Source organism: Pantoea sp. CFCC18179 (genome assembly GCF_059412405.1).
The window spans coordinates 561,759-585,262 of the sequence record NZ_JBNBPM010000002.1 but is presented as its reverse complement, the minus strand read 5'-3'; the positions used below and the strand labels follow the sequence as shown (position 1 = coordinate 585,262).

At 53.8% G+C, this 23,504-nt stretch carries 17 protein-coding genes and 7 tRNA genes; 13 read left to right on the top strand and 11 right to left on the bottom strand.

The window, feature by feature from the left end; translation table 11 throughout:
- Window positions 1-207: 207 nt before the first annotated feature.
- Window positions 208-756, bottom strand: coding sequence for a SecY-interacting protein (gene syd / locus ACPUC7_RS07215; RefSeq protein WP_494922326.1), 549 nt, complete (start codon window positions 754-756; stop codon window positions 208-210).
- A 62-nt stretch (window positions 757-818) separates the two neighbouring features.
- On the opposite strand from syd, the gene queF reads away from it, so the two are divergent.
- From queF to xni, 3 genes are all read left to right on the top strand, one after another.
- Window positions 819-1,664 (top strand): NADPH-dependent 7-cyano-7-deazaguanine reductase QueF, encoded by an 846-nt coding sequence (gene queF / locus ACPUC7_RS07210; protein ID WP_343554325.1) that lies wholly within the window; start codon window positions 819-821, stop codon window positions 1,662-1,664.
- Between the two features lie 185 nt (window positions 1,665-1,849).
- A complete protein-coding gene (gene ppnN, locus ACPUC7_RS07205) occupies window positions 1,850-3,211 on the top strand; it encodes a nucleotide 5'-monophosphate nucleosidase PpnN (protein WP_494922325.1) in 1,362 nt (453 codons plus the stop codon).
- 37 nt (window positions 3,212-3,248) lie between these two features.
- On the top strand, window positions 3,249-4,007 hold the full coding sequence (gene xni, locus ACPUC7_RS07200; protein WP_494922324.1) for a flap endonuclease Xni: 759 nt from the start codon (window positions 3,249-3,251) through the stop codon (window positions 4,005-4,007).
- Window positions 4,008-4,229: 222 nt separating this feature from the next.
- Here the strand turns inward: xni and rlmM are convergent, their stop codons facing one another.
- From rlmM to ACPUC7_RS07180, 4 genes are all read right to left on the bottom strand, one after another.
- Window positions 4,230-5,330, bottom strand: coding sequence for a 23S rRNA (cytidine(2498)-2'-O)-methyltransferase RlmM (gene rlmM, locus ACPUC7_RS07195; RefSeq protein WP_494922323.1), 1,101 nt, complete (start codon window positions 5,328-5,330; stop codon window positions 4,230-4,232).
- The gene (locus ACPUC7_RS07190) at window positions 5,323-5,718 is read right to left on the bottom strand and encodes a DUF423 domain-containing protein (RefSeq protein WP_343554329.1); all 396 of its coding nucleotides are present in this window, start codon (window positions 5,716-5,718) and stop codon (window positions 5,323-5,325) included. The genes rlmM and ACPUC7_RS07190 overlap by 8 nt, the downstream gene beginning before the upstream one ends.
- Window positions 5,719-5,767: 49 nt before the next feature.
- Window positions 5,768-6,685, bottom strand: a complete 918-nt coding sequence (locus ACPUC7_RS07185; RefSeq protein WP_007891745.1) for a transcriptional regulator GcvA — start codon at window positions 6,683-6,685, stop codon at window positions 5,768-5,770.
- Between the two features lie 343 nt (window positions 6,686-7,028).
- Complete coding sequence (locus ACPUC7_RS07180) at window positions 7,029-7,253, bottom strand: YgdI/YgdR family lipoprotein (protein ID WP_007891746.1); 225 nt, start codon at window positions 7,251-7,253, stop codon at window positions 7,029-7,031.
- Between the two features lie 205 nt (window positions 7,254-7,458).
- Here ACPUC7_RS07180 and csdA point away from each other — a divergent pair, with 205 nt between their 5' ends.
- Window positions 7,459-8,664, top strand: a complete 1,206-nt coding sequence (gene csdA / locus ACPUC7_RS07175; protein WP_494922322.1) for a cysteine desulfurase CsdA — start codon at window positions 7,459-7,461, stop codon at window positions 8,662-8,664.
- A 1-nt stretch (window position 8,665) separates the two neighbouring features.
- Window positions 8,666-9,121, top strand: a complete 456-nt coding sequence (gene csdE, locus ACPUC7_RS07170) for a cysteine desulfurase sulfur acceptor subunit CsdE (protein WP_494922321.1) — start codon at window positions 8,666-8,668, stop codon at window positions 9,119-9,121.
- On the opposite strand, the gene tcdA is transcribed toward csdE, so the two are convergent.
- Window positions 9,109-9,915 (bottom strand): tRNA cyclic N6-threonylcarbamoyladenosine(37) synthase TcdA, encoded by an 807-nt coding sequence (gene tcdA / locus ACPUC7_RS07165; protein WP_494922320.1) that lies wholly within the window; start codon window positions 9,913-9,915, stop codon window positions 9,109-9,111. The genes csdE and tcdA overlap by 13 nt on opposite strands.
- A gap of 45 nt (window positions 9,916-9,960) precedes the next feature.
- The gene (mltA, locus tag ACPUC7_RS07160; protein ID WP_494922319.1) at window positions 9,961-11,109 is read right to left on the bottom strand and encodes a murein transglycosylase A; all 1,149 of its coding nucleotides are present in this window, start codon (window positions 11,107-11,109) and stop codon (window positions 9,961-9,963) included.
- 204 nt (window positions 11,110-11,313) lie between these two features.
- Here mltA and ACPUC7_RS07155 point away from each other — a divergent pair.
- The 7 genes from ACPUC7_RS07155 to ACPUC7_RS07125 all read left to right on the top strand — a co-directional run bounded on the left by ACPUC7_RS07155 (window position 11,314) and on the right by ACPUC7_RS07125 (window position 12,182).
- Window positions 11,314-11,390 (top strand) — tRNA-Met (locus ACPUC7_RS07155).
- 55 nt (window positions 11,391-11,445) lie between these two features.
- Window positions 11,446-11,522: transfer RNA gene (locus ACPUC7_RS07150), tRNA-Met, on the top strand.
- Window positions 11,523-11,577: 55 nt separating this feature from the next.
- Window positions 11,578-11,654 (top strand) — tRNA-Met (locus ACPUC7_RS07145).
- 55 nt (window positions 11,655-11,709) lie between these two features.
- Window positions 11,710-11,786: transfer RNA gene (locus ACPUC7_RS07140), tRNA-Met, on the top strand.
- Window positions 11,787-11,841: 55 nt separating this feature from the next.
- A tRNA-Met gene (locus ACPUC7_RS07135) sits at window positions 11,842-11,918 on the top strand.
- Window positions 11,919-11,973: 55 nt separating this feature from the next.
- A tRNA-Met gene (locus tag ACPUC7_RS07130) sits at window positions 11,974-12,050 on the top strand.
- A gap of 55 nt (window positions 12,051-12,105) precedes the next feature.
- Window positions 12,106-12,182, top strand: a tRNA-Met gene (locus tag ACPUC7_RS07125).
- 76 nt (window positions 12,183-12,258) lie between these two features.
- On the opposite strand, the gene amiC is transcribed toward ACPUC7_RS07125, so the two are convergent.
- On the bottom strand, window positions 12,259-13,494 hold the full coding sequence (gene amiC / locus ACPUC7_RS07120) for an N-acetylmuramoyl-L-alanine amidase AmiC (protein WP_494922318.1): 1,236 nt from the start codon (window positions 13,492-13,494) through the stop codon (window positions 12,259-12,261).
- 214 nt (window positions 13,495-13,708) lie between these two features.
- Here amiC and argA point away from each other — a divergent pair, with 214 nt between their 5' ends.
- The gene (gene argA / locus ACPUC7_RS07115) at window positions 13,709-15,055 is read left to right on the top strand and encodes an amino-acid N-acetyltransferase (RefSeq protein WP_494922317.1); all 1,347 of its coding nucleotides are present in this window, start codon (window positions 13,709-13,711) and stop codon (window positions 15,053-15,055) included.
- 104 nt (window positions 15,056-15,159) lie between these two features.
- On the opposite strand, the gene recD is transcribed toward argA, so the two are convergent.
- The 3 genes from recD to ptrA are packed head-to-tail and all read right to left on the bottom strand — an operon-like array spanning window position 15,160 to window position 23,425.
- Entirely contained in the window at window positions 15,160-16,998 is a 1,839-nt protein-coding gene (gene recD / locus ACPUC7_RS07110) for an exodeoxyribonuclease V subunit alpha (protein WP_494922316.1), read from the bottom strand.
- Window positions 16,995-20,531: an exodeoxyribonuclease V subunit beta gene (recB, locus tag ACPUC7_RS07105; RefSeq protein ID WP_494922315.1), complete on the bottom strand. Its 3,537-nt coding sequence runs from the start codon at window positions 20,529-20,531 to the stop codon at window positions 16,995-16,997. Before recB ends, recD begins: the two co-directional genes overlap by 4 nt.
- Window positions 20,528-23,425: a pitrilysin gene (gene ptrA / locus ACPUC7_RS07100; RefSeq protein WP_494922314.1), complete on the bottom strand. Its 2,898-nt coding sequence runs from the start codon at window positions 23,423-23,425 to the stop codon at window positions 20,528-20,530. Before ptrA ends, recB begins: the two co-directional genes overlap by 4 nt.
- Between the last annotated feature and the right edge of the window lie 79 nt (window positions 23,426-23,504).

Genomic DNA, 23,504 nt, shown 5'->3' with positions numbered 1-23,504 from the left:
GCTATTCTGTCAGAAAGCATCGCAATAACAAGCCAGTAAGCGGCGTTAAAGGATCAAGCCATGTCTTGATTTTCGGATTGATACCATAAGTTCATGATTCACAATATTTTTACATCTCGGACGTCCAGAGCTCTGCAAAATGATCTAGCGATCTCGCACAGCATATGTGAGAGATCTCTCACAGCGCCTCGGCTAAAAATCTGCAACTCACCAACTAACCGGTTGTAAATCATTAAGAAATGTCTTAATACCAGGAGAAAGAATCTCACGCTTTTTAGTGCCAGGCTCCTCAACAATCACTTCGCCGGTAAGATTGCACACGGCGATCACTTCATTATCTGACTCGGTTGTGGCGATGAATAAGGTTGGACTCTGCCTTAAGCGACGCTTCATCACCAGATGACCAATCAGGTTCTCCTGCAAACGGGTGAAATCGTCTTCGCTCCACACTTGCAGCAAAGTAATCGGGCGATCAGCAAAGCGCACCGTCATGTCGCCGGCAAATTGCGTGGTGTAAAACGCAGTGATTTCGGGTTGCAGTTGAAGATCTAACGCGCGCTCAACCGCTTCTAATGTGGCAGGCAAGGTAAAGGGTTGTGGCTGCCATAACACGCGATCATCCAGCGTGCTAACAATACAATCGGATGGTACGCCCAACAGCTCGCTGCTGGCTGGCAAATGCCCGGCTTGTTGCTGCCATTGTTCAACATAGCGGGCGGTAAACTCACGCAGAGCGTCTGCGGTGTGCTGCATCATTCATATTCTCGCTGGTGTTGGGTTACACTTAGCCACTTTGATGGAATTTAGTGGTAACCGTTATGTCTTCTGAAAACCACGCTCAGGCATTAAGTGGCCTGACTTTAGGCAAGCCCACGGCTTATGTTGATCGCTACGATAACACGCTGCTGCAATCAGTGCCGCGCAGCCTGAATCGCGAACCGCTTGGGCTATATCCCGATAATCTGCCGTTTACTGGCGCAGATATCTGGACGTTATACGAACTCTCCTGGCTGAACAGTAAAGGCGTACCGCAAGTGGCGGTCGGCGAAGTGGTGCTGCGCGCCGATAGCCAAAACCTGATCGAGTCCAAGAGTTTCAAACTCTATCTTAACAGCTTTAACCAGACCATTTTCGCTGACTGGGGCGAAGTACGCCAAACGCTGGAACGCGATCTCAGCGCCTGCGCAGATGGTGAAGTCAGCGTTGCGCTGTTCCGCCTGAGTGAAGTGGAGGGCCAACCTATTGGTCATTTCAGCGGTGAAGTGATTGATGAGCAAGACATTGAAATCGGTGATTATGCCTTTAATGCCGATTATCTGGCGCAAGCCACCGGCAACGAATTGGTTGAAGAGACGTTAGTCAGCCATTTGCTGAAATCCAACTGTTTGATCACCAATCAGCCAGATTGGGGTTCAGTGATGATTCGTTATAAAGGCCCACGTATCGATCGCGAAGCCTTGCTGCGTTATCTGATCTCATTCCGCCAGCACAATGAGTTCCATGAGCAGTGTGTTGAACGCATTTTCAACGACGTTCAACGCTTTTGCCAACCCGAAGCGCTCACCGTTTATGCACGCTACACTCGCCGCGGCGGTCTCGACATTAACCCGTGGCGCAGCAACGTGCCCTTCTCTCCGGGATATTCCCGCCTGGTTCGCCAGTAATAGATTGCGAGACGCCTCGCAGGCCGCAGCACGGATGCGCGGTTCCTCTTGAGCATTCACGGCGGACAACGTTACTCTGTGGTAGGCGCAATTTCACACCCTGCGCTCCCAAGGATTTTCGTCACTGCGCTCAATAAGTTAAGCGCAGCGTCATCAGTCACGCATTTGCGTGTAAAGGAGTTCTCTTGATTACACATATCAGCCCGCTTGGCTCGATGGATCTGCTCTCCCAATTAGAAGTCGACATGCTGAAGCGCACGGCCAGCAGCGACTTATATCAACTGTTTCGTAACTGTTCCCTGGCAGTTCTAAATTCAGGTAGCCAAACCGACAGCAGCCAGGAATTACTTTCACGCTTTGAAAGTTTTGATATCAACGTGTTACGTCGTGAGCGCGGCGTAAAGCTGGAACTGATTAATCCGCCGGAAGAGGCATTTGTGGATGGCCGCATTATCCGCTCACTGCAAGCCAACCTGTTTGCCGTGCTGCGTGACATTCTATTTGTAAACGGTCAACTCGCCGCGACTGAACGCTGCCAGCCTGAAATTGAAGATTCAGCACACATCACCAACCAGGTTTTTTCCATCCTGCGTAACGCGCGTGCGCTGCACATTGGCGAATACCCGAATACCGTGGTGTGCTGGGGCGGCCACTCGATTAATGCGGTGGAATACCAATATTGCCGCAACGTCGGCACGCAAATGGGCTTACGCGAGCTCAACATTTGCACCGGTTGTGGACCGGGCGTAATGGAAGCACCGATGAAAGGTGCGGCGGTTGGTCACGCACAGCAACGCTATCACGACAGCCGCTTTATCGGTCTGACCGAACCGTCGATCATTGCCGCTGAGCCACCCAATCCGCTGGTCAATGAACTGATCATCATGCCGGATATCGAAAAGCGCCTCGAAGCCTTTGTGCGTATCGCGCATGGCATCGTGATCTTCCCGGGCGGCGTGGGCACCGCGGAAGAGTTGTTGTATTTGCTGGGGATTTTGATGAACCCGCATAACAACGATCAGGTACTTCCGCTGATTCTGACTGGACCAAAAGAGAGCGCCGACTACTTCCGCGTGCTGGATGACTTCATCGTTAGCACCTTGGGCGAAGCTGCGCGTAAGCATTACAAAATCATCATTGATGACGCGGCTGAAGTCGCGCGTCTGATGAAAAAAGCGATGCCGCAGGTGAAGGAATATCGTCGTGAAACCGGCGATGCTTACAGCTTCAACTGGTCAATTCGCATCGCGCCAGAATTGCAGGTGCCATTCTTACCAACTCACGAAAACATGGCGAACCTCAAGTTATTCCCCGATCAGCCTGCTGAGCTGCTGGCCGCCGATTTGCGTCGCGCCTTCTCTGGCATTGTGGCGGGTAACGTGAAAGAGATCGGCATTCGTGAAATTCGTGATAAAGGCCCGTACAAGCTGCATGGCGATGCCAATCTCATGCACCGCATGGATGAACTGCTGCAAGGTTTTGTCGCGCAGCAGCGTATGAAGTTGCCGGGCAGCGCTTACACGCCTTGCTACGAAATCATCAAATAACCTCCAGGAAGGCAGCCTGCGGGCTGCCGTTATCGCTATGTCGTTTCATCTTCTGATTATCGATGCGCTTAACCTGATTCGCCGCTTGCATGCGGTGCAAGGTTCACCGTGCCGTGATAGCTGCGTTGCGGCTCTGCATCAACTGTTGGGCCATACGCAACCGACGCATGTGGTTGCGGTTTTTGACAGCCATGAACGTTTACCGGGTTGGCGTCATCAGTTGTTACCTGATTACAAAGCTGGCCGTCCGCCGATGCCAGAGGATTTGCAGCAAGAAATGCCCGCGCTGCAAGACGCTTTCCGTTCCGTGGGGGTAAGTTGCTGGGTTGCCGATTTAGACGAAGCCGACGATCTCGCCGCCACGCTGGCAGTAAAAATGGCCAATGCAGGGCATCAGGCGACGATTGTCTCCACCGATAAAGGTTATTGCCAACTGCTGGCACCGAATATTCGCATCCGCGATTATTTCCAAAAGCGTTGGTTGGATGTGCCTTTTATCGAGCAAGAGTTTGGTGTCACGCCGGCGCAGTTGCCGGATTATTGGGGCTTGTGTGGTATCAGCAGCAGTAAAATTCCCGGCGTGGCGGGTATAGGCGCGAAAAGTGCCCGCGAACTGATGGTGCAGTTCGGCTCGCTGGATGCGATTTATCAGCGCTGGGATGACGTGCCTGGTAAGTGGCAAGGTAAGTTGCAGGAACAGCGGGAAATGGCGGAAGTGTGTCGCCAGGTATCGACGTTGAAGCAGGATTTAGTCTTGCAAGGCAATCTCAACACATTGAGATATCAAGCGAAATAGCAGTTCATGGATTGGTTCCGCCCATGTGAACAATTGAACCAGGTCACCATAAATGGCGACCCTACGAAAACCTGTCATGTGCAGCACCCGCTAGAGATCCTGCAAAATAATTTGTGCGACAGCAAGGCGGCAAGTTTGAGAGTCCCCGGGAGCATACATCAGTATGTGACCGGGGCGAGCAAACGCAGCCAACGCCGCTGTCGTGCAAAGTATGCAGCAGGATCAGCGCTCGTCGCGACGGCCGCCCACTGCCGCCCACAAACGACGAACGTGCACCGTCACTTCTTCGCGGTCATGATACAACTGGCGCGCCTGAATCTGGGCATTGATACCTTGCGCTTTCAGCGCATCATCAATCATTGCCAGATTCTGCGTCACTTCTTCATAACGCTTCTTCATTGGCAACTTCAGGTTAAAGATGGCTTCACGGCACCAGCCGTTTACCAGCCATTCAGTCATCAGGCTGGCAACGCGCACCGGTTTTTCCACCATGTCGCATACCAGCCAACTGATGTTGGTGCGCGGCGGACGGAATTTAAAACCATCTTCACGACAGTGTGTAACCTGCCCGGTGTCCATCAGGCTTGGCGCCATTGGACCGTTATCGACGGCAAATACCCACATGCTGCGTTTCACCAGTTGATAAGTCCAACCGCCGGGACATGCTCCCAAGTCAACCGCATACATACCGCTGGCGAGACGTTCATCCCACTCATCGGCAGGAACAAACACATGGAACGCTTCTTCCAGTTTCAGCGTCGAACGGCTTGGCGCATCGGACGGGAACTTCAAGCGCGGGATGCCCATATAGAACGGCGAGTTGTTTTCTGGCAGCGAATAGCCAACGTAGCAAGTACCTGGCGCAATAAAAAACACATGCACCACCGGACGTTTTGGCGTTTCGTAGTTGAGCAGGATGTTGCTTTCACGCAGGCTGGCTCGCAGCGGCACCGTTAACTTGCGGCAGAACTTGGTCAGCTCTTTGGCTTCATTGGTATCCGGCACTTCAACGCGTAGTTCACCGCCCTTTTCCACCACGCCAGTTAGCATACCAACAATCGGCGTGATGCGATCTTCCTGCGGCAAATCACGCAACAGTTCACCAACCACCAACATTTGACGCGCAAAGATCAACTCAGCAAACGGCAGCGTTTGGATCAGCTTTTCCGCGTGTTCCTGCTGATAGCATTCATACAAAACGTAGCCGGAATCCTCTTTCACACGCGGGAAGCCGTAAATTTCGCGCTCCGCGGCTTTGGCACTGATTTCTGCCGCACACTCTTTCTCAAATCCCGGACGGCAATAGAGTAAAACTTTATTCATGGCGATCTGCCTTTCGTTTCAGACGCAGCGCGCCAATCAACATCAAGAACCAGCCAATAAGGAAGCACAAGCCGCCCACTGGCGTAACAAAAACCCAAAACTTCATGTGCGACAGCGCCAGACAATAGAGGCTGCCGCTGAACAACACGGTACCGAGCGCCAGTGCAGCGCTACTCCAGTAAAACCAGATATTGGCGCGGCGTAGCATGGCAGCACCCAAGCCGATAATCGCCAGGGTGTGATACGCCTGATATTCAAGGCCAGTATGCACCCACGCCATTTCTGCGGGACCAAGCGATTTGCTCAATACATGCGCCCCGAAAGCACCAAACGCCACCAGCAGGAATCCGCTGATGGCGGCAAAAACAAACATCGCACGACTGGACATCAAACAATCCTCAAGGTATTGCGCACATCACTGTGCGGCCATCAATGCGTTAGTGATCGTAGCGAAAACGGAATTTTTCTTGTTCATTGGCCGCTTTTTCCAGGATCCACTGGCGAAAGGCGGCTATTTTACCCAGTTCTGCCTGGCTGTCATGACAAACCAGATAAAAAGCATTTTTACTGACCAATACGTCATTAAATGGACAGACCAGACGACCGGCTTCAATTTCACTCTGCGCCATCACATTATTCGCCAGCGCCACGCCCTGACCATGAATCGCAGCCTGCAACACCATCGCGCTGTGGCTGAAGATCGGACCTTGCTGCACATTAATATGCTGCAAGCCAAGCTGGCGAATATACGATTGCCAATCGCGACGCGACGCATCATGCAGCAAGGTGCAGTGCGCTAAATCAGCTGGCGATTTCAGCGGATGATCGCCGGTAAGCAACATGGGTGAGCAGACCGGCAACAAATATTCGGCGTACAATTTTTCCACCCGTAAGCCTGGCCAATTGCCGCGACCATAGAAAATCGCCACATCAACATCATCGGCTAATTTCTCCTCATCGCGGTCCACCGCCTGGATACGCACATCAATGCCCGGATAAGCCATATTAAAGCTAGAAAGGCGTGGCACCAGCCATTGAATCGCGAAACTTGGCAGCAAACTTACCGTTAGCGCACCTTTGGCGCTGCGCGCTTGAAGCTTACGCGTTGCATCGTTGATCGCGGAGAAAATCTCCTTGATATCTAAATAGTAGCTTTGCCCTTCTTCTGTCAGTAAAAGCGAACGATTCCTCCGGCGAAACAGCTTTAGACCGAGGAAATCTTCCAGAGATTTGATCTGATGGCTGACAGCAGCCTGGGTCACAAACAGCTCTTCAGCGGCTTTTGTGAAGCTCAAATGGCGGGCGGCGGCATCGAAGACGCGTAAAGCATTAAGCGGCGGAAGGCGTTTTGACATGGTTTTCCGTATCCGGATTTACAAGGTAATACTTCAACTTATACAAAGTCGCTACGTATTAGTTTTTTTAATCCGAGACATTATAATTTGTCCGTTGAGGAAGCTCCAGCAAATACCTATAGTTGCCGCACTTCCTGAGCCGGAACGAAAAGATTTCTAGAAACGTGCGAGAGATCGCAGACATTTGGAGAGCTTTTGGCTTGTGGTCGTGATGTTGTGTTTGCATTTTGATCTGACGATTGCAGATCAAGCTTTTAATTCCTGTAGATTTACCCTGTCTGTCCATAGTGATTTTAAATAGCACCGCAAATTGCGGTGCTTTTTTTTATCTAAAAAACAGACCTTACTGGCCCATCTCTACCATCTCTTTGACGTCAGAGCGGTTAATCTGTTGCTTGTTGCCATTGGCATCTTGATAGCTGATCATACCGGTTTCGTCATCAACTTTAGGTTTGCCATCCGCAACAATGGTGCGACCATCATTGGTGTGCATCACGTAATTGCTTGAACATGCGGCCAGGGTAAAGGCCATGGTGCACACGGCCAGCACTGCGGTGAGTTTATTCATCTTCTATCTCCTTGCAGATTGATTGCATTAAACCACCCGCATGCGCGTGCCAGCGTTGGCAACAGTGAAATCAACTATGAATAGCGATTCGTTATGCGGGTTTCGGTTCAAACCTTGCAATAATTAGCATAACGCGCTTTTCCAGCTTTGCCAGGCAACAGGCCAGCTTTCGTCCTGGTCTTAAATCATTAACAGTGGACTGAGTATGACGCTTTTTTCTCCCACCACCTTTCGCCAACAGTTTCCCGCGCTGAGCGATGCGGGCATCTATCTCGATAGCGCCGCCACCACGCTGAAGCCGCAAGCGGTGATTGATGCCACCGCGCAGTTCTACAGCTTAAGCGCAGGCACCGTTCATCGCAGCCAATTCGCCGCCGCACGTGCCTTAACTGAAAAGTACGAACAAGCGCGCGGGTTGGTGGCTCGCTTGCTGCATGCAGCTGATGACCGGCAAATCGTCTGGACGCGCGGCACCACAGAAGCCATTAATCTGGTGGCGAACAGTTGGCTGATGCCGCGTCTGCAAGCGGGCGACGAGATTGTGGTGAGCGAAGCTGAACATCACGCCAATCTGGTGCCGTGGTTAATGGTGGCGCAAGCCAGTGGTGCGAAGGTGGTGAAATGGCCGTTGGGCGCCGATCGGCTGCCGGATATCACACAACTGCCTGCGCTGCTTAATCAACACACTAAATTGCTGGCGATTGGACAGATGTCCAACGTCACCGGCGGCTGCCCGGATCTGGCGCAAGCCATTCAGCTAGCACATGCCGTCGGCGCGAAAGTGATGGTCGATGGCGCACAAGGCGTGGTGCATTGCCCGCCGGATGTGCAGGCGCTGGATATCGACTTCTACGCCTTTTCCGCACACAAACTCTACGGACCGATGGGCATTGGCGCGCTGTACGGCAAAGCCGAATTGCTGGAAGCCATGCAGCCGTGGCAAGGCGGCGGCAAGATGCTGACGCAGGTGGATTTCAACGGCTTCACACCGCAGCCAGTGCCGTGGCGCTTTGAAGCCGGAACGCCAAACGTGGCGGGCGTAGTGGGATTAAGCGCCGCGCTGGAGTGGCTGGCACACAATCACACCAATAAAGCCGAAATGTGGAGCCAGCAACTGGCAAGCCTGGCGGAAGAACAGCTCAGCGAGATCCCCGGTTTCCGCAGTTTCCGCTGCGGCAACGCCAGCCTGTTAGCCTTTGATATTGATGGTATTCATCATAGCGATATCGTTACATTGCTCGCTGAACAAGGCATCGCGCTACGCGCCGGACAGCATTGCGCGCAACCGTTAATGGCGGCGCTCGGCGTCAGCGGCACGCTACGTGTCTCATTCGCCCCCTATAATAATTTGCAGGACGTGGATGCGCTGGTGCGCGCCATGCACCATGCCGTGGACTTATTGAGTGAATAACATGACCGCAACCATGCTCGCCCCGCATCCGTTTGGCGATTTGATTACCGCAACCAGCCTGACGGAAAAATTCAGCCATTTTCATCAATGGGAAGATCGCTATCGCCAGCTGATCCAACTTAGCCGCCAGCTACCAGCGTTAGCGGAAGAACTTAAAACGCCCGATATCGAATTAACCGGTTGTGAAAATCGTGTCTGGCTGAGCAGCCAATTGTTGAATAACGGTACGCTGCACTTCTATGGCGACAGCGAAGGACGCATTGTGCGCGGTTTGCTTGCTGTGTTATTGACGGCGGTGGAAGGCAAAACGCCAGCCGACTTGTTGCAACAGGATCCGCTGGCGTTGTTTGATACTTTAGGCCTGCGCGCGCAGCTGAGTGCGTCACGCAGTAGTGGTTTACAGGCGCTGGCGGATGCGGTGAAACGCGCCGCGCAGTTGCACAATCAAGCGGCCTGACGCGCCGCCTTAACCAGAAACTTCTTCAGCGCATGGGAAACAGCCACAAAACCAAAGGTGGCTGTCACCATGGTTGCGGCACCAAATCCGGCAGCACAATCCATGCGTTTTGGCCCTTCGGCGGTTGAGCGTGAGGTACACACACTGCCATCGGGCTGCGGATACATCAGTGCTTCAGTCGAGAACACGCAGTCAATGCCAAGCTTGCCCTTGCTGTTCTTCACCACACCAAAATCGCCTTTCAATCGTTCACGCAGCTTCGCCGCCAGCGGATCCTGAATGGTTTTCGCCAGATCGCTAACCTGGATCTGCGTGGGATCGATCTGTCCGCCTGCGCCGCCAGTGGTAATCAGCGGGATCTTATTGCGGCGGCACCAGGCAATCAGCGCCGCTTTCGGCCGCACGCTATCAATCGCATCAATCACGTAGTCAAAACCAGCAGACAACAGCTCGGCAGTATTTTCCGGCGTGATGAAATCATCAATGCAGATCACTTCACATTCGGGATTGATGGCGCGCATGCGCTCGGCCATCACCTCGGTTTTCGCCTGCCCCACTTTGCCTTGCAAGGCGTGAATCTGGCGATTGGTGTTAGTGATGCACACATCGTCCATATCAATCAGCGTAATTTTGCCGATACCGGTGCGTACCAGCGCTTCCGCCGCCCACGAACCAACGCCACCAATACCAATCACGCAAAAATGCGCGTCGGCAAAACGCTGTAACGCGTCTTGCCCATACAGACGCGCCGTGCCGCCAAAACGTTGTCGCCAGGCGTCGCTAACCACAGTCATAACCAACCTTTCTTTATAGAGCGGGCCAAATGCCCGCCACCAACATTAATTAGAACCTAACAGCAGCGAACCGTTGTTGCCATTTTGTGGGTTGCTGAACACCGGTTGACCGGTGCCCGGCGCCGCTTTCAGCACCCAAACGCGACCATAATGATTGTAGAAACCGGCCAGGTGGGCAGCATCCGGGCCAACGCCCTGATAGATATCAAAATGCTGACCTTTAATCGCGCCGCCCACATCCAGCGCCACCATCAAACGCATCTCATATTTGCCATTGAATTTGCCCTTCTCATTCAACTGCGGCACTTCCGCCAGCAGCACGGTTCCAGCAGGAATCAATGAACGGTCGGACGCGACTGACGCTTTGGCAATCAGTGGCACCGCGCTGGCGCCGCGTACCGGAACATACTCTTCGGGTTTGAAGAACACGAAAGATTGGTTGGTTTCCAATACCGAACGCACTTCTTCCGGCGAATGCTCTTGCGCCCACTGGCGAATTGCCTGCATCGACATATCTTCGCGCTTCACTTCGCCGCGATCGATCAACTCTTTGCCGACGCTGTGGTACGCCCAGCCATTTTTGCCGCCATAACCAAAGAAACGCAGCGGGCGGCCATCACCAAAGTCGACGTAACCGCTGCCCTGCACATCCATCATAAAGTTATCAATCAGCGAATTGCTGTAAGCGATCACATAGCGATCGTCGAGACCGCCACTATAGATAGAAGCGCGGCTCGGCAATTTCTGCCCACGCGTGCGCGGCGGCATGCGGTAGATCGGATACTGGAACTCGCCCTGACGGGTATAACGCGCTTCAACCACTGGCGTGTAGTAACCGGTAAACTGTACGTTGCCGTAATTGTCGGTGCCTTCCATCTGATAGGCGTTCAAACCAAACTGGTTGAGCTGACGCGTATCGGCACCCGATAACAGCCAGTTTTGAATCGCGCTATATGTGCCGTTGTTACGACCGAACAGGCCAGACGATGCGGTTTGAATCTGCACCACCTGGTCACTAAAGTCTTTGCCATTCACCGGACGCCCTTTGGCATTCGGCTGATTGACCAGCCCGAGCGGTTGCTCCAGCTTGCCATCTATATATTGTTGACCGCGATCGGTCGGTTTGGAGCTACAACCCGCGAGTAGCGCGAGAAACGCGCCCGTCAGTGCATACTTCGCCCAATGTGCTTTCATAACTTTCTCTTTTTATCGATTGTTTGCCTGGCGACGATAGCAAAGGGGCGCAGAGAATGAAATCCGTCGCTCGCGGCCTTGCTCACATCTGTATAATAAATAAGCGAATGGTGGGTTTGTTCACCAACTGACTGTAAATTTGAAGCTTTGTCTCAAAAAGGGGTTGCATCACAGCGCGCCGAGAGTATAGTGCGCATCCACGGACGCGGGGTGGAGCAGCCTGGTAGCTCGTCGGGCTCATAACCCGAAGGTCGTCGGTTCGAATCCGGCCCCCGCAACCAATTGTCTTAAGAAGAATGGATGGGAAGTAAAGTGTCGCGAAATGCGTCAATCGGACGCGGGGTGGAGCAGCCTGGTAGCTCGTCGGGCTCATAACCCGAAGGTCGTCGGTTCGAATCCGGCCCCCGCAACCAATTGTCTTAAGAAGAATGGATGGGAAGTAAAGTGTCGCGAAATGCGTCAATCGGACGCGGGGTGGAGCAGCCTGGTAGCTCGTCGGGCTCATAACCCGAAGGTCGTCGGTTCGAATCCGGCCCCCGCAACCAATTGTCTTAAGAAGAATGGATGGGAAGTAAAGTGTCGCGAAATGCGTCAATCGGACGCGGGGTGGAGCAGCCTGGTAGCTCGTCGGGCTCATAACCCGAAGGTCGTCGGTTCGAATCCGGCCCCCGCAACCAATTGTCTTAAGAAGAATGGATGGGAAGTAAAGTGTCGCGAAATGCGTCAATCGGACGCGGGGTGGAGCAGCCTGGTAGCTCGTCGGGCTCATAACCCGAAGGTCGTCGGTTCGAATCCGGCCCCCGCAACCAATTGTCTTAAGAAGAATGGATGGGAAGTAAAGTGTCGCGAAATGCGTCAATCGGACGCGGGGTGGAGCAGCCTGGTAGCTCGTCGGGCTCATAACCCGAAGGTCGTCGGTTCGAATCCGGCCCCCGCAACCAATTGTCTTAAGAAGAATGGATGGGAAGTAAAGTGTCGCGAAATGCGTCAATCGGACGCGGGGTGGAGCAGCCTGGTAGCTCGTCGGGCTCATAACCCGAAGGTCGTCGGTTCGAATCCGGCCCCCGCAACCAATCATTTAAACACCTTAACGGGTGTTTTTTTGTTTCTGCTGTTCGGAAAAAAGCGGCATTGCTGCCACTTTTCCTCTTATCGATGCGCCAGCGCCGCGCCCTTATCAAAATACGCCTTAATGCCATGCAGAATCGCCTCAGCCACTTCATGCTGATAGCGCGGTGTGCGCAATTTGCGCTCCTCTTCCACGTTACTAATAAACGCGGTTTCCACCAGGATGGACGGTATATCCGGCGCTTTTAATACTGCAAATCCCGCCTGATCTACCGTGCGTTTGTGCAGATGATTGATGCGCCCCATGCGCGTCAGCACCTCTTTGCCAAACTTCAAACTGTCGCTAATGGTTTGGCGCTGCACCATATCGAACATGGTGTGATCGAGGTAGCGATCGCCGCTCATACTGACGCCGCCAATCAAATCGGCTTCATTCTGCGTCTGGGCAAGGAAGCGTGCTGCCGCTGAGGTCGCGCCGCTGGTTGAAAGCGCAAACACCGATGAACCACGCGCAGCCCGGCTGGTAAAGGCATCGGCGTGAATCGAGATAAACAGATCAGCACGCTGTTTACGCGCTTTCGCCACCCGCACGCGCAGCGGAATAAACACATCCTCGTTGCGCGTCATATAGGCTTTCATGTTGCGTTCTTTGTCGATCAGCGCCTTTAGATAGCGACCAATCTTCAGCACAATATCTTTCTCACGCGTTTTGTTTTTGCCGTGCGCGCCGGGATCTTCCCCGCCATGACCGGGATCGATCATGATGATAATCGGTCGATCGCGCCCCGCTTTACCAGGTAACGCGGCTTGCACCGGCTGATCGCGCTCCAGATCGCCCTGATTGTAATCCTGCAGTAATGCCAGTAAGGGATCCTCTTCCTGCGACTTTTGGCTCGGATAGAGATCGACCACTAATCGATGCTTGATGCCCGCGACAGGCGCCAGCGTGAAGGTCTTCGGCGTAATACTGCGCTTCAGTTCCAGCACGATACGCACGGTATTGGCGTCGAATTGGCCGACACGCGCGGTTTTAATGTAGGGATCGTCAACACGCACCAATTTATCGACACCTTTCAGTACCGGATTAATGTGCATATTTTCGATATCAATCACCAGCCGATTAGGATTACTCAGCGTGAACTGCTTGTACTTGAGAGGAACGTTGGATTCCAGAGTAACGCGGGAGTAAGTCGATGATGGCCAGATGCGCACCGCCACAATATGCTGGCTAGCTGCCATCCCGGTGCGCGTGACGCTAAGCAGCCATAATGCGCCTGCGCCTTGTAATAATCGTCGTCGTGTAAAAGCTTCGGACATGCCGCTCCAACTGCTGTGCTTTGTCTAAAATATCGTCATTTGATGACCAGAAGGCGAAAACTTTATTCAATCAGGAATGTCTTGTCTTGCCGGAAAAACCAGATAATGCAGGCTGTTAGCGTGGGTTGCATCAGGAAAATCGTAAAGTAACGTCAGGTCCGACGCTTGCATTAATCGGCAAAAGAGCATAAAAATACGAAAATTACGAATAAACATGCATAGAGGGTTTGCCGTGAAGGAACGTAGTACAGAGCTGGTTCAGGGTTTTCGTCATACCGTTCCCTATATAAATACCCACCGTGACAAGACCTTTGTCATCATGCTGGGTGGTGAAGCCATCGAGCATGAGAACTTCTCTAGCATCGTAAATGATATTGGCCTATTGCATAGCCTCGGCATTCGCTTAGTGGTGGTCTACGGCGCACGTCCGCAGATCGATGCCAGCATGGCCCAGCAAAATCTGGAACCGATTTACCACAAACACACCCGTGTGACTGATGCACAGTCGCTGGAACTGGTGAAGCAAGCGGCGGGTCGTTTGCAGCTGGACATCACCGCGCGTCTGTCGATGAGCCTCAACAATACGCCGCTGCAAGGCGCACATATTAATGTGGTCAGCGGCAACTTCATTATCGCGCAGCCGCTGGGTGTCGATGATGGCGTGGATTATTGTCACAGCGGCCGTATCCGCCGTATTGATGAAGAGGCGATTCATCGTCAACTGGATAACGATGCGATTGTGTTGCTCGGCCCGGTGGCCGTTTCAGTGACCGGCGAGAGCTTTAACCTGACCTCGGAAGAAGTGGCGACGCAGTTAGCGATTAAGTTGAAGGCCGAGAAAATGATCGGCTTTTGCTCTGAGCAAGGCGTAACCGATCGCGATGGCAACATTATCTCCGAGCTGTTCCCGAACGAAGCGCAAGCGCGCATCGACGAAATGGAAAGCGATGGTGATTTCCTCTCCGGCACAGTTCGTTTCCTGCGTGGTGCGGTGAAAGCCTGCCGCAGCGGCGTGCGTCGCAGCCATTTAATCAGCTATCAGGAAGATGGCGCGTTGCTGCAAGAGTTGTTCTCGCGCGACGGTATCGGTACGCAGATTGTGATGGAGTCCGCTGAACAGATTCGCCGTGCCAACATCAACGATATCGGTGGCATTCTGGAACTGATTCGTCCGCTGGAACAGCAAGGTATTTTGGTGCGTCGTTCACGTGAGCAACTGGAGATGGAGATCGATAAGTTTACCATCATCCAACGCGATAATTTGACCATCGCCTGTGCGGCGCTTTATCCGTTCCCGGATGAGTTGATTGGTGAGATGGCGTGCGTTGCCGTACATCCGGATTACCGCAGTTCTTCACGCGGCGAGCTGTTGTTGGATCGCGTGGCGCTCCAGGCACGTCAGATGGGCTTGAAGAAGCTGTTCGTGTTGACCACGCGCAGTATTCACTGGTTCCAGGAGCGCGGATTTACACCGGTGGATATTGAGTCGCTGCCTGAAAGCAAGAAGCAGATGTACAACTATCAGCGCCGCTCAAAAGTGCTGATGGCCGATTTGGGTTAACGCCTGATGTATGTGGTCGCCATGAATGGCGACCCTACAACATCTTGGACGTAAGGTCGCCATTTATGGTGACCTGGCTGAAAACCGCACGGAATTGCCAACAATCACTCCCCGCCCAACCGCTCCAGCAATCCGCTGCGACGCTGCGTACGTAACTGCACCGCGCGACGGAATACGCTTTCATCGCTATATAACGTCAACTGCTTACGCGCACGGGTAATCGCGGTGTAGATCAATTCACGTGTCAGCACCGGCAGGAATTGCGCGGGCAGCACCAGCGCGGTGTGATCAAACTCCGAACCTTGCGATTTGTGCACCGTCATCGCCCATGCGGTATCGTGCGTCGGTAGACGGCTTGGCTGCACCGCCTTGATGCTGCCATCTGGCAACGGGAAAAAGACTTTAAGCAGGCCTTCATCATCGAACAACGTAATGCCGATATCACCGTTAAACAGGCCAAGCGCATTGTCATTGCGTGTCACCATCACCGGACGACCTTGATACCAGCGACTGCCGCCCGTTGGACGACGAATCAATTGCAGTTGAATCAACTTTTGCTCAATGCGCTGATTCAATCCCTGCACCCCAAACGGGCCCTCACGCAAGGCGCACAACAACTGATAACGACCAAACGCCGCGATGATCTCCGCCGGATCGGCGCGCTGACTAATCAGCTTCAGGAATGGCTGATAACCTGCGGCAATCTCCGCCAACATCGCTAGATAAGCATCGCCATCATTCAACGGCTGGCGTGTGATATCACTGAATCCGGCCTGAAATGCAGCGTCGACAGCTTTAGCATCACCGGCGTTTATCGCGGTTGCCAGCTTGCCAATGCCGGAATTGGCATCAAAACGATAACTTTTACGCAGCAGACAAATCGCATCACGCACCGCTGGCGCGCTGTCATCATCAACACCTTCCACCGTGCAGCCGGTTAACTCGCTCAACTGCGCAGCGCGCGCCACGCTGTAACCTGCTTCGGCGCAACGACAGATATCGCCCAGCACCGCCCCAGCTTCTACCGACGCTAACTGATCGCGGTCACCGAGGAAAATCACCCGCGCCTGCGGCGGCAGTGCCGCGATAAAATTTGCCATCATGCCGAGATCGACCATGGAAGCTTCATCCACCACCAGCACGTCCAGATGCAATGGATTGCCTGCGTGATAGCGCAATCGCTGCGTTTCGGGCTGTGCGCCAAGCAAGCGGTGCAAAGTGGTGGCATCGGTAGGAAAGCGTTGGCGCTCTGCCTCGCTAACCGGCAGTTTTTGCAATGCTTTACCCAATGATTCAGTGAGTCGCGCCGCCGCTTTTCCGGTTGGCGCCGCTAATTGAATGCGCAATGCACCTTGGCTAAGACGAATCAGCGCCGCCAACAGTTTTGCCACCGTGGTGGTTTTCCCGGTGCCGGGACCGCCAGAAATCACCGCGGTTTTCTGCGTCAGCGCCACAGCCGCCGCGATTTTCTGCCAGTTGTCTGGCTCGGTGCCAAACAGCTGATCCAGCACCGCCCTGACGTCTTCTGGCGCAAAATGTTGTACCGCAGATGCAGACTGGAAGAAACGCGCCACCTGACCTTCGTTTTGCCACAGTCGATGTAAATACAAACGACCGTTACTCATAACAATCGGTGCCGCCTGTTCATCGGTACTGAGCGCTGTCCAGCCACTGACGATGGCTTGCCAATCTTGCGGCGCTCCCGCCACCTGCCAAATCGCATTGGCTAATTCCGTATGGCGGCTATTAAAAAGATTGTCGCGGCTCAATTGCTTCAGCGGCAAGCAGACGTGCCCGTCGCCCGCTTCGGCACTCAGACACGCCGCCAGTAGTAATCGCGCAGGCTGCTGATCATCCGCCAAAAGTTGGGCAAATTGGATATCCAGCGATCGCAGCAATCGCAGTTCAGCCGCCTGAGCTAATAACGCCGTCATCCCGCTCACGCTGCGGCTCCTGGCCCGCGAAACAGGCTATCCAGTTGTGAAACGAAGTCGAACGTGGGTCGCGTATGGAACACGCCATTGTCCGGCGAGCTGCCATCCATGCCGCGCAGGAACAGATAGAAGACGCCGCCAAAATGCTGCTCATAATCGTAATCCGGCACGCGATGTTTCAAATAACGATGTAGCGCCAGCGTGTAGAGTTGATACTGCAAATCGTAGCGGTGGTCGATCATCGCTTGCGCCATGGCTTGAGGCGTATAGGCTTCATGGCTTTCACCGAGCCAGTTAGATTTGTAATCCAGCAAGTAATATTTACCCTGCCAGCGGAACACTAAATCGATAAAGCCTTTCAGCATGCCTTGCACCTGACGGAAATCCAGCGGCGGCGCCTGTGCGGACAATGCATCCTCGGCAATCAACGCGCTCAAATCACGTGCCGTCAGCACATTATCAATCGGCAGATAAAATCCCATTTCCACTAAGCAATCACTGCGCTGCACGCCTGCCAAATGAATACCTTCTGCGTTTAGCGGTGTGCTGACGACACGGGCGATCCACTCGCTGAGCATCGGCTGCCAGTGCAGCGGATAACCGTTGTTTTGTAGATGCTGCGCCAACGTCTCGTCTGACGGCGGCTGCGGGAAATCCAGTGATTCGAACAGTTCATGCAAGAAGGTGCCGGGAGCCGCACCGCGCGGAAAATGATGTGGCGTCAGCGCGGCCTGCAAATCATCTTCACGATCCTCCTCGCCCGCCGCTTCAACATCAAAATTGGGCATCACCTCTAACACACGATGCGTGCCATGCTGCTGCAATCCAGAATAACTGGTGACGCGCCATGGATCGGCCAACAAACGCGTTATGCTGCGAGCAGCAAGCTGGCTGTCCGCAACTGCGTCAACCTGCCAACGCTCAGCCTGAATATTGTCCGCCACCACCACATCGGTGTCGCTGGCAGCTATTTCGTTGAGTAAGCTGGCGAGTTGTTCTGATGTCGCCGCTTCGCCACGTTGTAGCAAGTAACCCAGCGCACTTTTGTGCAAATCGCTCTCGCCCTCTTTTTTGCGCGTGCCACGAAACAGCGGCGCGACGCCCACGCTACAGTGATAGATCGAACGCGTCAGCGCCACGTACAGTAAGCGCAAATCTTCGGCCAGACGCTCTTGCTCGGCCAGCGCCAAACTCTCCTCGTCGGCTTGCAGATCCAGCACCGCGTCAAAATTTTCGCGGTCGTGATACAGCGCGGTATCCGCTTCCCGAAAACCGGCGGCAAACGGCAGCCACACCAACGGATATTGCAGCCCTTTGGATTTATGGATGGTGACGATTTGCACCAGATGGCGGTCGCTTTCGAGGCGCAATTGCTGGCTGGATGATTGGCTATCGGGCCGTGCAATTTGCTGTGCCAGATGACGCACCAACGCATGCGGGCTGTCGAGTTGAGACGCGGCTTCCTGTAACAGTTCGCCGAGATGCAGCAAATCGGTCAGGCGTCGCTCGCCGTTTTCCGATGCCAGCAAGTTTTCCGCCAACTGACGCTCCAGCATCATTTCGCGCAGCATCGGTAATACGCCACGCTGCTGCCACACCAGTTGCCAGCGGGCAAAAGTATCCACCAGTTCATCCCATCCGCGTGCATCCTGATCCAGGGCATCAAGTTGCGCGGCGTCGAAAGCAAACAGCGACGTTGCCAGCGCGGTTCGTAGCATGCGCTCTTGCTCTGGCGCTAATACCGCCTGGAGCAACCACAGCAGTTCACGCGCTTCCGGTGTGGTGTAAACGCTGTCGCGGTTGGAGAGATAGACCGACGGGATGCCCAGTTGATTGAGCGCTTCACGAATCAGGTTGGCTTCATTGCGACTGCGCACCAGCACCGTGATGTCAGACGCTTGCACCGGCCGTAACGCTAGGGCTTTGCCCAGCATGGCACGCTGTTGCTGTCCGGCTTGCAGCCAGCGGCTGATATCCGCGGCACATTGCTGCGCCATGCGCTGTTGATAATCGGCCACGCTGCAACTTTCCGGCTGTAACCAGAAACGCAATGCCGCTTGTTCAACCCGATCGATGCTCAGCGAAAGCAGCTGATTCGGCGGCGCGAACTGTACCGGCAAGAAGGGAATTTCGCTGAATAAAAACGGTGCATCGAGGCGAGTAAACAGCTGATTAACGCTATTCACCATGGCAGGAGAGGAGCGCCAGTTAGTGTCGAGCGTATAGTGGGCGCTAACTTCATTACGCGCGCGAATATAGGTAAAAATATCCGCGCCGCGAAAGGCATAAATCGCCTGCTTGGGATCGCCAATCAGCAATAGCGCGTGCTGCGGTTGATTAACATACAGCGTGCTGAAGATGCGGTATTGCAGCGGATCGGTATCCTGGAACTCATCGATTAACGCCACCGGGAAACGCTGGCGAATCGCTTGCGCCAATTGTTCACCGCTCGGCTGTTGCAGCGCTTCGTCCAGCCGACTGAGCAAATCGTCAAAACCTAATAGCGCCTGCTGGCGTTTCTCTTTCCGTACCGCAGCGCGAATGTCCACTAACGCACGCGCAATCACCAGATCGCGTAGCGATAACGGCTGGGCAATAAAGCGATCGATAGCATCGAATAAGGCATGCTGCGGCGGATTGCCCTTTTTGGTTTTCTCATCAAGCATGCGTTGACCAAAGCGCGCCAATTCAGCTGGCACCTGATAATCATGCGTTTCGCTTTGTGCCCAGAAACTGATTTTGCTAACCCAAACGGGCAAGTTTTTACTGCTGTAGCTGCGCTTATCCACATCGGATTGCCCAACCAGCGTCAACACGTCGTCACCGACCGCTTGCCATTGCGCTTTAATCGCGGCAATACGCGCCAGGTTTGCGCTGTGACGTGATGCCAGGGTTTCATTATCGCCAGGCGGTAAAAGCAGGCTGGGCGATTCACCTTGCAGCCACGGGCGCAGCGTTGCCAGCAGTTGTTCTGGACCACTCCACTCACTGACAATCACCCGTGCGACATCCAGCGTCAGCGGATAGCAATGTCGACGCCAGAAATCTGCCGTCGCCTGGCGCAGCAGCAGTTGTTCATCTTCGATTAATTGCTGTTCAAACAGCATGCCGGACTCAAACGCATTGAGATTCAGCATGCGCTGGCAGAAGCCGTGAATGGTGAAGATTGCCGCTTCATCCATCTGACGTTCCGCCGCCAGCAACAACGAAGCGGCATCAGCGGGCTGCGGGATCTCTTGCAGCAGTTGCATCAGCATTGGGTTACTGCTGACGCCGCGCAGGCATGCTAACCGCAACTCGTGGATATTGGCACGAATACGCCCACGCAATTCAGCGGTGGCAGCCTCGGTAAAGGTCACCACCAGAATCTCCTCCACCGACAGCGGGCGAGAATAGGCATTTTGCCCACCCAAGCCCAGCAGCAAACGCAGGTAGAGCAAACCGATGGTGAAGGTTTTGCCTGTTCCGGCGGAGGCCTCAATCAGACGTTCACCGCGCAGCGGCAGCGTCAAAGGATTGAGCGATTCAGGTAGTTGACTCATTGCACATCACTCTTTACAGGCAAGGATTGTTGTAACTTCTGCACTTCATCCCACGTGGTCCAGCCCGGCAGTTGCGCATAATCATCTTTGGTGGCGCCATCATGGCTACCGCCAATTTGCGAGATCATCGCCATGCCCTGTTGGCTTAACACCGCCTGATGGAAGAAGTCCGCCAAGCCAGTAGGCGTTAGTTTCTGGATCTGCTCAATGGCTTTTTCACGCGTATCGAAGGCAAAATTCTGCCGTTTAAAATCGCGATTGAAGCGGTTTGCTTCTTCATCCAGCGTTTGCGGGCGCTGTTTCATATCATTGATCAGCGACTGTTGATACTGGGCGAAATCTTCCGCTTTCATGCTGCGCAGACGCTGTTCCGCCTGCGTATAGAACGCCTGGAAGCGTTGCAGCAAATAGGCTGGCTGCTTGCTGTTACTTTGCAGCAAGAAACCGATGCCCCATTGACGGCCAATCGGCATCTGATAAGCAAATACCGCGTAACCGAGTTGTTCCTCGGTACGAAGCTGGTTGTAGAACCATGGCTGCACGATCTGGCTCAACATGGTGCTGTTCGCCATGCTTTGGTACTCGTCATAGCCCAGCGGCACATACAGCGCGGCCAATGCCGAATCGGTGCTGCTACCCGCTTTTTGCAGGTTGGCTTTCATCGCTTTATCTACCGCCACATAATCGCTGTGCCAGTAGCCATGCCCATCGCTTTGCAACTGTTGCTTTAGCTCGCCGCCGAGCGTTTTGACGCGATCGGCAGAGAGATTCCCCACTACCATCATTTCCGGCGTCGCATGATGAATCAGCGCATCACGATAATCCGTAACCTCTTTCAGCGTGATGTCTTTCACCAGATTGCGACGGGTTTCGCGCTGGGTGTAAGGCAGTTGCGACAGCATCTGCATCGGCTGAATCGCCTGCTCGAAGGCTTTGCCTTTTTCTGCCGCTTCCAGACGATCCAGATACCATGATTTGGCCTGTTCTAGCTGCTGCTGATCCGGCGTAAAGGTGGCGTAGCCTTCCACCAGCTTTTTCAGCAATTCCGGCAAGCGCTGAGTGAAGCCACTGGCGCTAAATACGATGCCATCATCTTCGCCGGTAGAGAAACTGATGCCGCCGACAGAAGCCTGCGAGTTCAGTTCATCCAGCGCCACGCTGGAAAGGTAGTCATTGAGACCAAACAGCACCTGCTGACGCGCATCGCTGATTGCCGCTTTGTTGCGCAGCGCCAGCGTAATCGCCGCTTTGGGTTCGCTGGCGAACAGCTGGCTTGGCATCCAATAGATGCGCATGCTATCGCCATTAGTCAGCGCAATCGGGTGCTGATAGTTTTTGCCGTCAGAAGGCATGATAGAGAAATCAGAAGGAATGTAGGGATTCAGCGTCGGCATCGACAGGTGTAGCTGTGTAGCGCGTTGCTGCCAATCGCTGAACTGGGCGGCGCTGATTTTATCCACCTGATACGGTGCATTGACAAAATAGGCTTCTTTGTTGTGCGGCTCTTGCGGGCTGATATACCAGATTCGCGCATTTTGCGGCGTCATTTCATCAAGGCGAGATTTGATGGCGGTGGGATCAAACTGATCGGCGAGATAAGGCGCATCCAGCGTGTGTTCGACCGGCACGCGCAGCATGGTATCCACTAACCATTCGATGTAATCCATGTCACGTGTGATCGACGGATAACGGAAATCCAGCGCCAATACATGTGAGACTTCATCAAAGTAATCCTGGCTGATGCCTTTATCGCGCAGCATGTCGAGATAGCTAAACACCGCTGCCACCACTTCGTCGCGCTGCGCCAGGCCTTTATCGGTTAACGACACGCTGATGGCAAACACGCCGCTGTTGCGCTCGGTCATTGGATCGGCCCCGGCACTGACACCGTCCGCCAAACCTTGTTTTTGCAGCCAATCATTCAACGTGTTTTTGCTGCGATTGCCGAGAATGTAGCTGATCAGCGTATCGGTTTTGCTGCGGAATTTGTCGCTGTTGTTGGCGATGCGGAATTCAATTTTTAACTGCTTGCGCGGCTGAGCGGGTACGTAATGGATGATGATGCCTTTCTGCGCATCGGTCACCACCGGGACTTCAATCTCCGGCACTTTGGTTTGGCTATTGGCCACGCGGCCAAAGGTTTTCGCCGCAATATCCGCCATTTTCGGCAGCGGTTTGTTGCTGTAGATCACCGCCTTCATCAGATTGGCTGAGTAGTGGCTATGATAAAAATCAGTCAGCGCCTGATGCAGTTTGCTGTCCGGTTTGTCACTCAACGTATCAAGGTTACCGCCTGAATAGCGCGAACCAGGATGCGCGGGATTGAGGGTTTCCGCACCGACTTGCGCCATACGCAAGCCATCACGCGAGCGCGCCATGGTCAATTCGGCATTGACCGCATGACGTTCACGATCGGCATTAACCGGATCGAGCAACGGTTCAGCAATCGCATCCGCCAGACGATCCACCGCCGGTTGCAGCGCATCGTTCTCCACTTCCAGATAGAACGCGGTGCGATACGAAGCGGTGCTGGCGTTATGGCTACCGCCGTGTTTTTTCAGAAATTCGGCAAGATTGTCGGGCTGTGGATAGAGCTTTGAGCCCATCAACACCATGTGTTCGAGATAATGCGCCAGTCCCAATTGCTGATTGGGATCATCCAGCGAACCGATAGGTAACGTCAGTGCTGCCAGTGATTTTGGTGCATCAGCATCCGAAACCAGCAGAACCGTCATGCCGTTGCTTAATGTGATCGCCTGATAACTGCGCGGATCGTGGTCACTTTTACGAATAGTTTCTTTGATAGGTTGCCAACCGCTATCGACATCGGCAAAGGCATTCAGCGCTACGGTACTCAGCAGCAGCGCGCCTATCCAGCGTGCGTTAATCCGCATTTAAACCCCTTTCATTACCCTATATCGCTGGCTGTGTGCCCAGCGATGAAATAAAACCAATTTTTATAGTGTTGGCAGT

Excerpts from the sequence above, each read along its gene's own strand:
- syd (WP_494922326.1), bottom strand. The coding sequence starts at position 756 with ATGATGCAGCACACCGCAGACGCTCTGCGTGAGTTTACCGCCCGCTAT.
- queF (WP_343554325.1), top strand. The coding sequence starts at position 819 with ATGTCTTCTGAAAACCACGCTCAGGCATTAAGTGGCCTGACTTTAGGC.
- xni (WP_494922324.1), top strand. The coding sequence starts at position 3,249 with ATGTCGTTTCATCTTCTGATTATCGATGCGCTTAACCTGATTCGCCGC.
- rlmM (WP_494922323.1), bottom strand. The coding sequence starts at position 5,330 with ATGAATAAAGTTTTACTCTATTGCCGTCCGGGATTTGAGAAAGAGTGT.
- ACPUC7_RS07190 (WP_343554329.1), bottom strand. The coding sequence starts at position 5,718 with ATGTCCAGTCGTGCGATGTTTGTTTTTGCCGCCATCAGCGGATTCCTG.
- ACPUC7_RS07185 (WP_007891745.1), bottom strand. The coding sequence starts at position 6,685 with ATGTCAAAACGCCTTCCGCCGCTTAATGCTTTACGCGTCTTCGATGCC.
- ACPUC7_RS07180 (WP_007891746.1), bottom strand. The coding sequence starts at position 7,253 with ATGAATAAACTCACCGCAGTGCTGGCCGTGTGCACCATGGCCTTTACC.
- csdA (WP_494922322.1), top strand. The coding sequence starts at position 7,459 with ATGACGCTTTTTTCTCCCACCACCTTTCGCCAACAGTTTCCCGCGCTG.
- csdE (WP_494922321.1), top strand. The coding sequence starts at position 8,666 with ATGACCGCAACCATGCTCGCCCCGCATCCGTTTGGCGATTTGATTACC.
- tcdA (WP_494922320.1), bottom strand. The coding sequence starts at position 9,915 with ATGACTGTGGTTAGCGACGCCTGGCGACAACGTTTTGGCGGCACGGCG.
- mltA (WP_494922319.1), bottom strand. The coding sequence starts at position 11,109 with ATGAAAGCACATTGGGCGAAGTATGCACTGACGGGCGCGTTTCTCGCG.
- amiC (WP_494922318.1), bottom strand. The coding sequence starts at position 13,494 with ATGTCCGAAGCTTTTACACGACGACGATTATTACAAGGCGCAGGCGCA.
- argA (WP_494922317.1), top strand. The coding sequence starts at position 13,709 with ATGCATAGAGGGTTTGCCGTGAAGGAACGTAGTACAGAGCTGGTTCAG.
- recB (WP_494922315.1), bottom strand. The coding sequence starts at position 20,531 with ATGAGTCAACTACCTGAATCGCTCAATCCTTTGACGCTGCCGCTGCGC.
- ptrA (WP_494922314.1), bottom strand. The coding sequence starts at position 23,425 with ATGCGGATTAACGCACGCTGGATAGGCGCGCTGCTGCTGAGTACCGTA.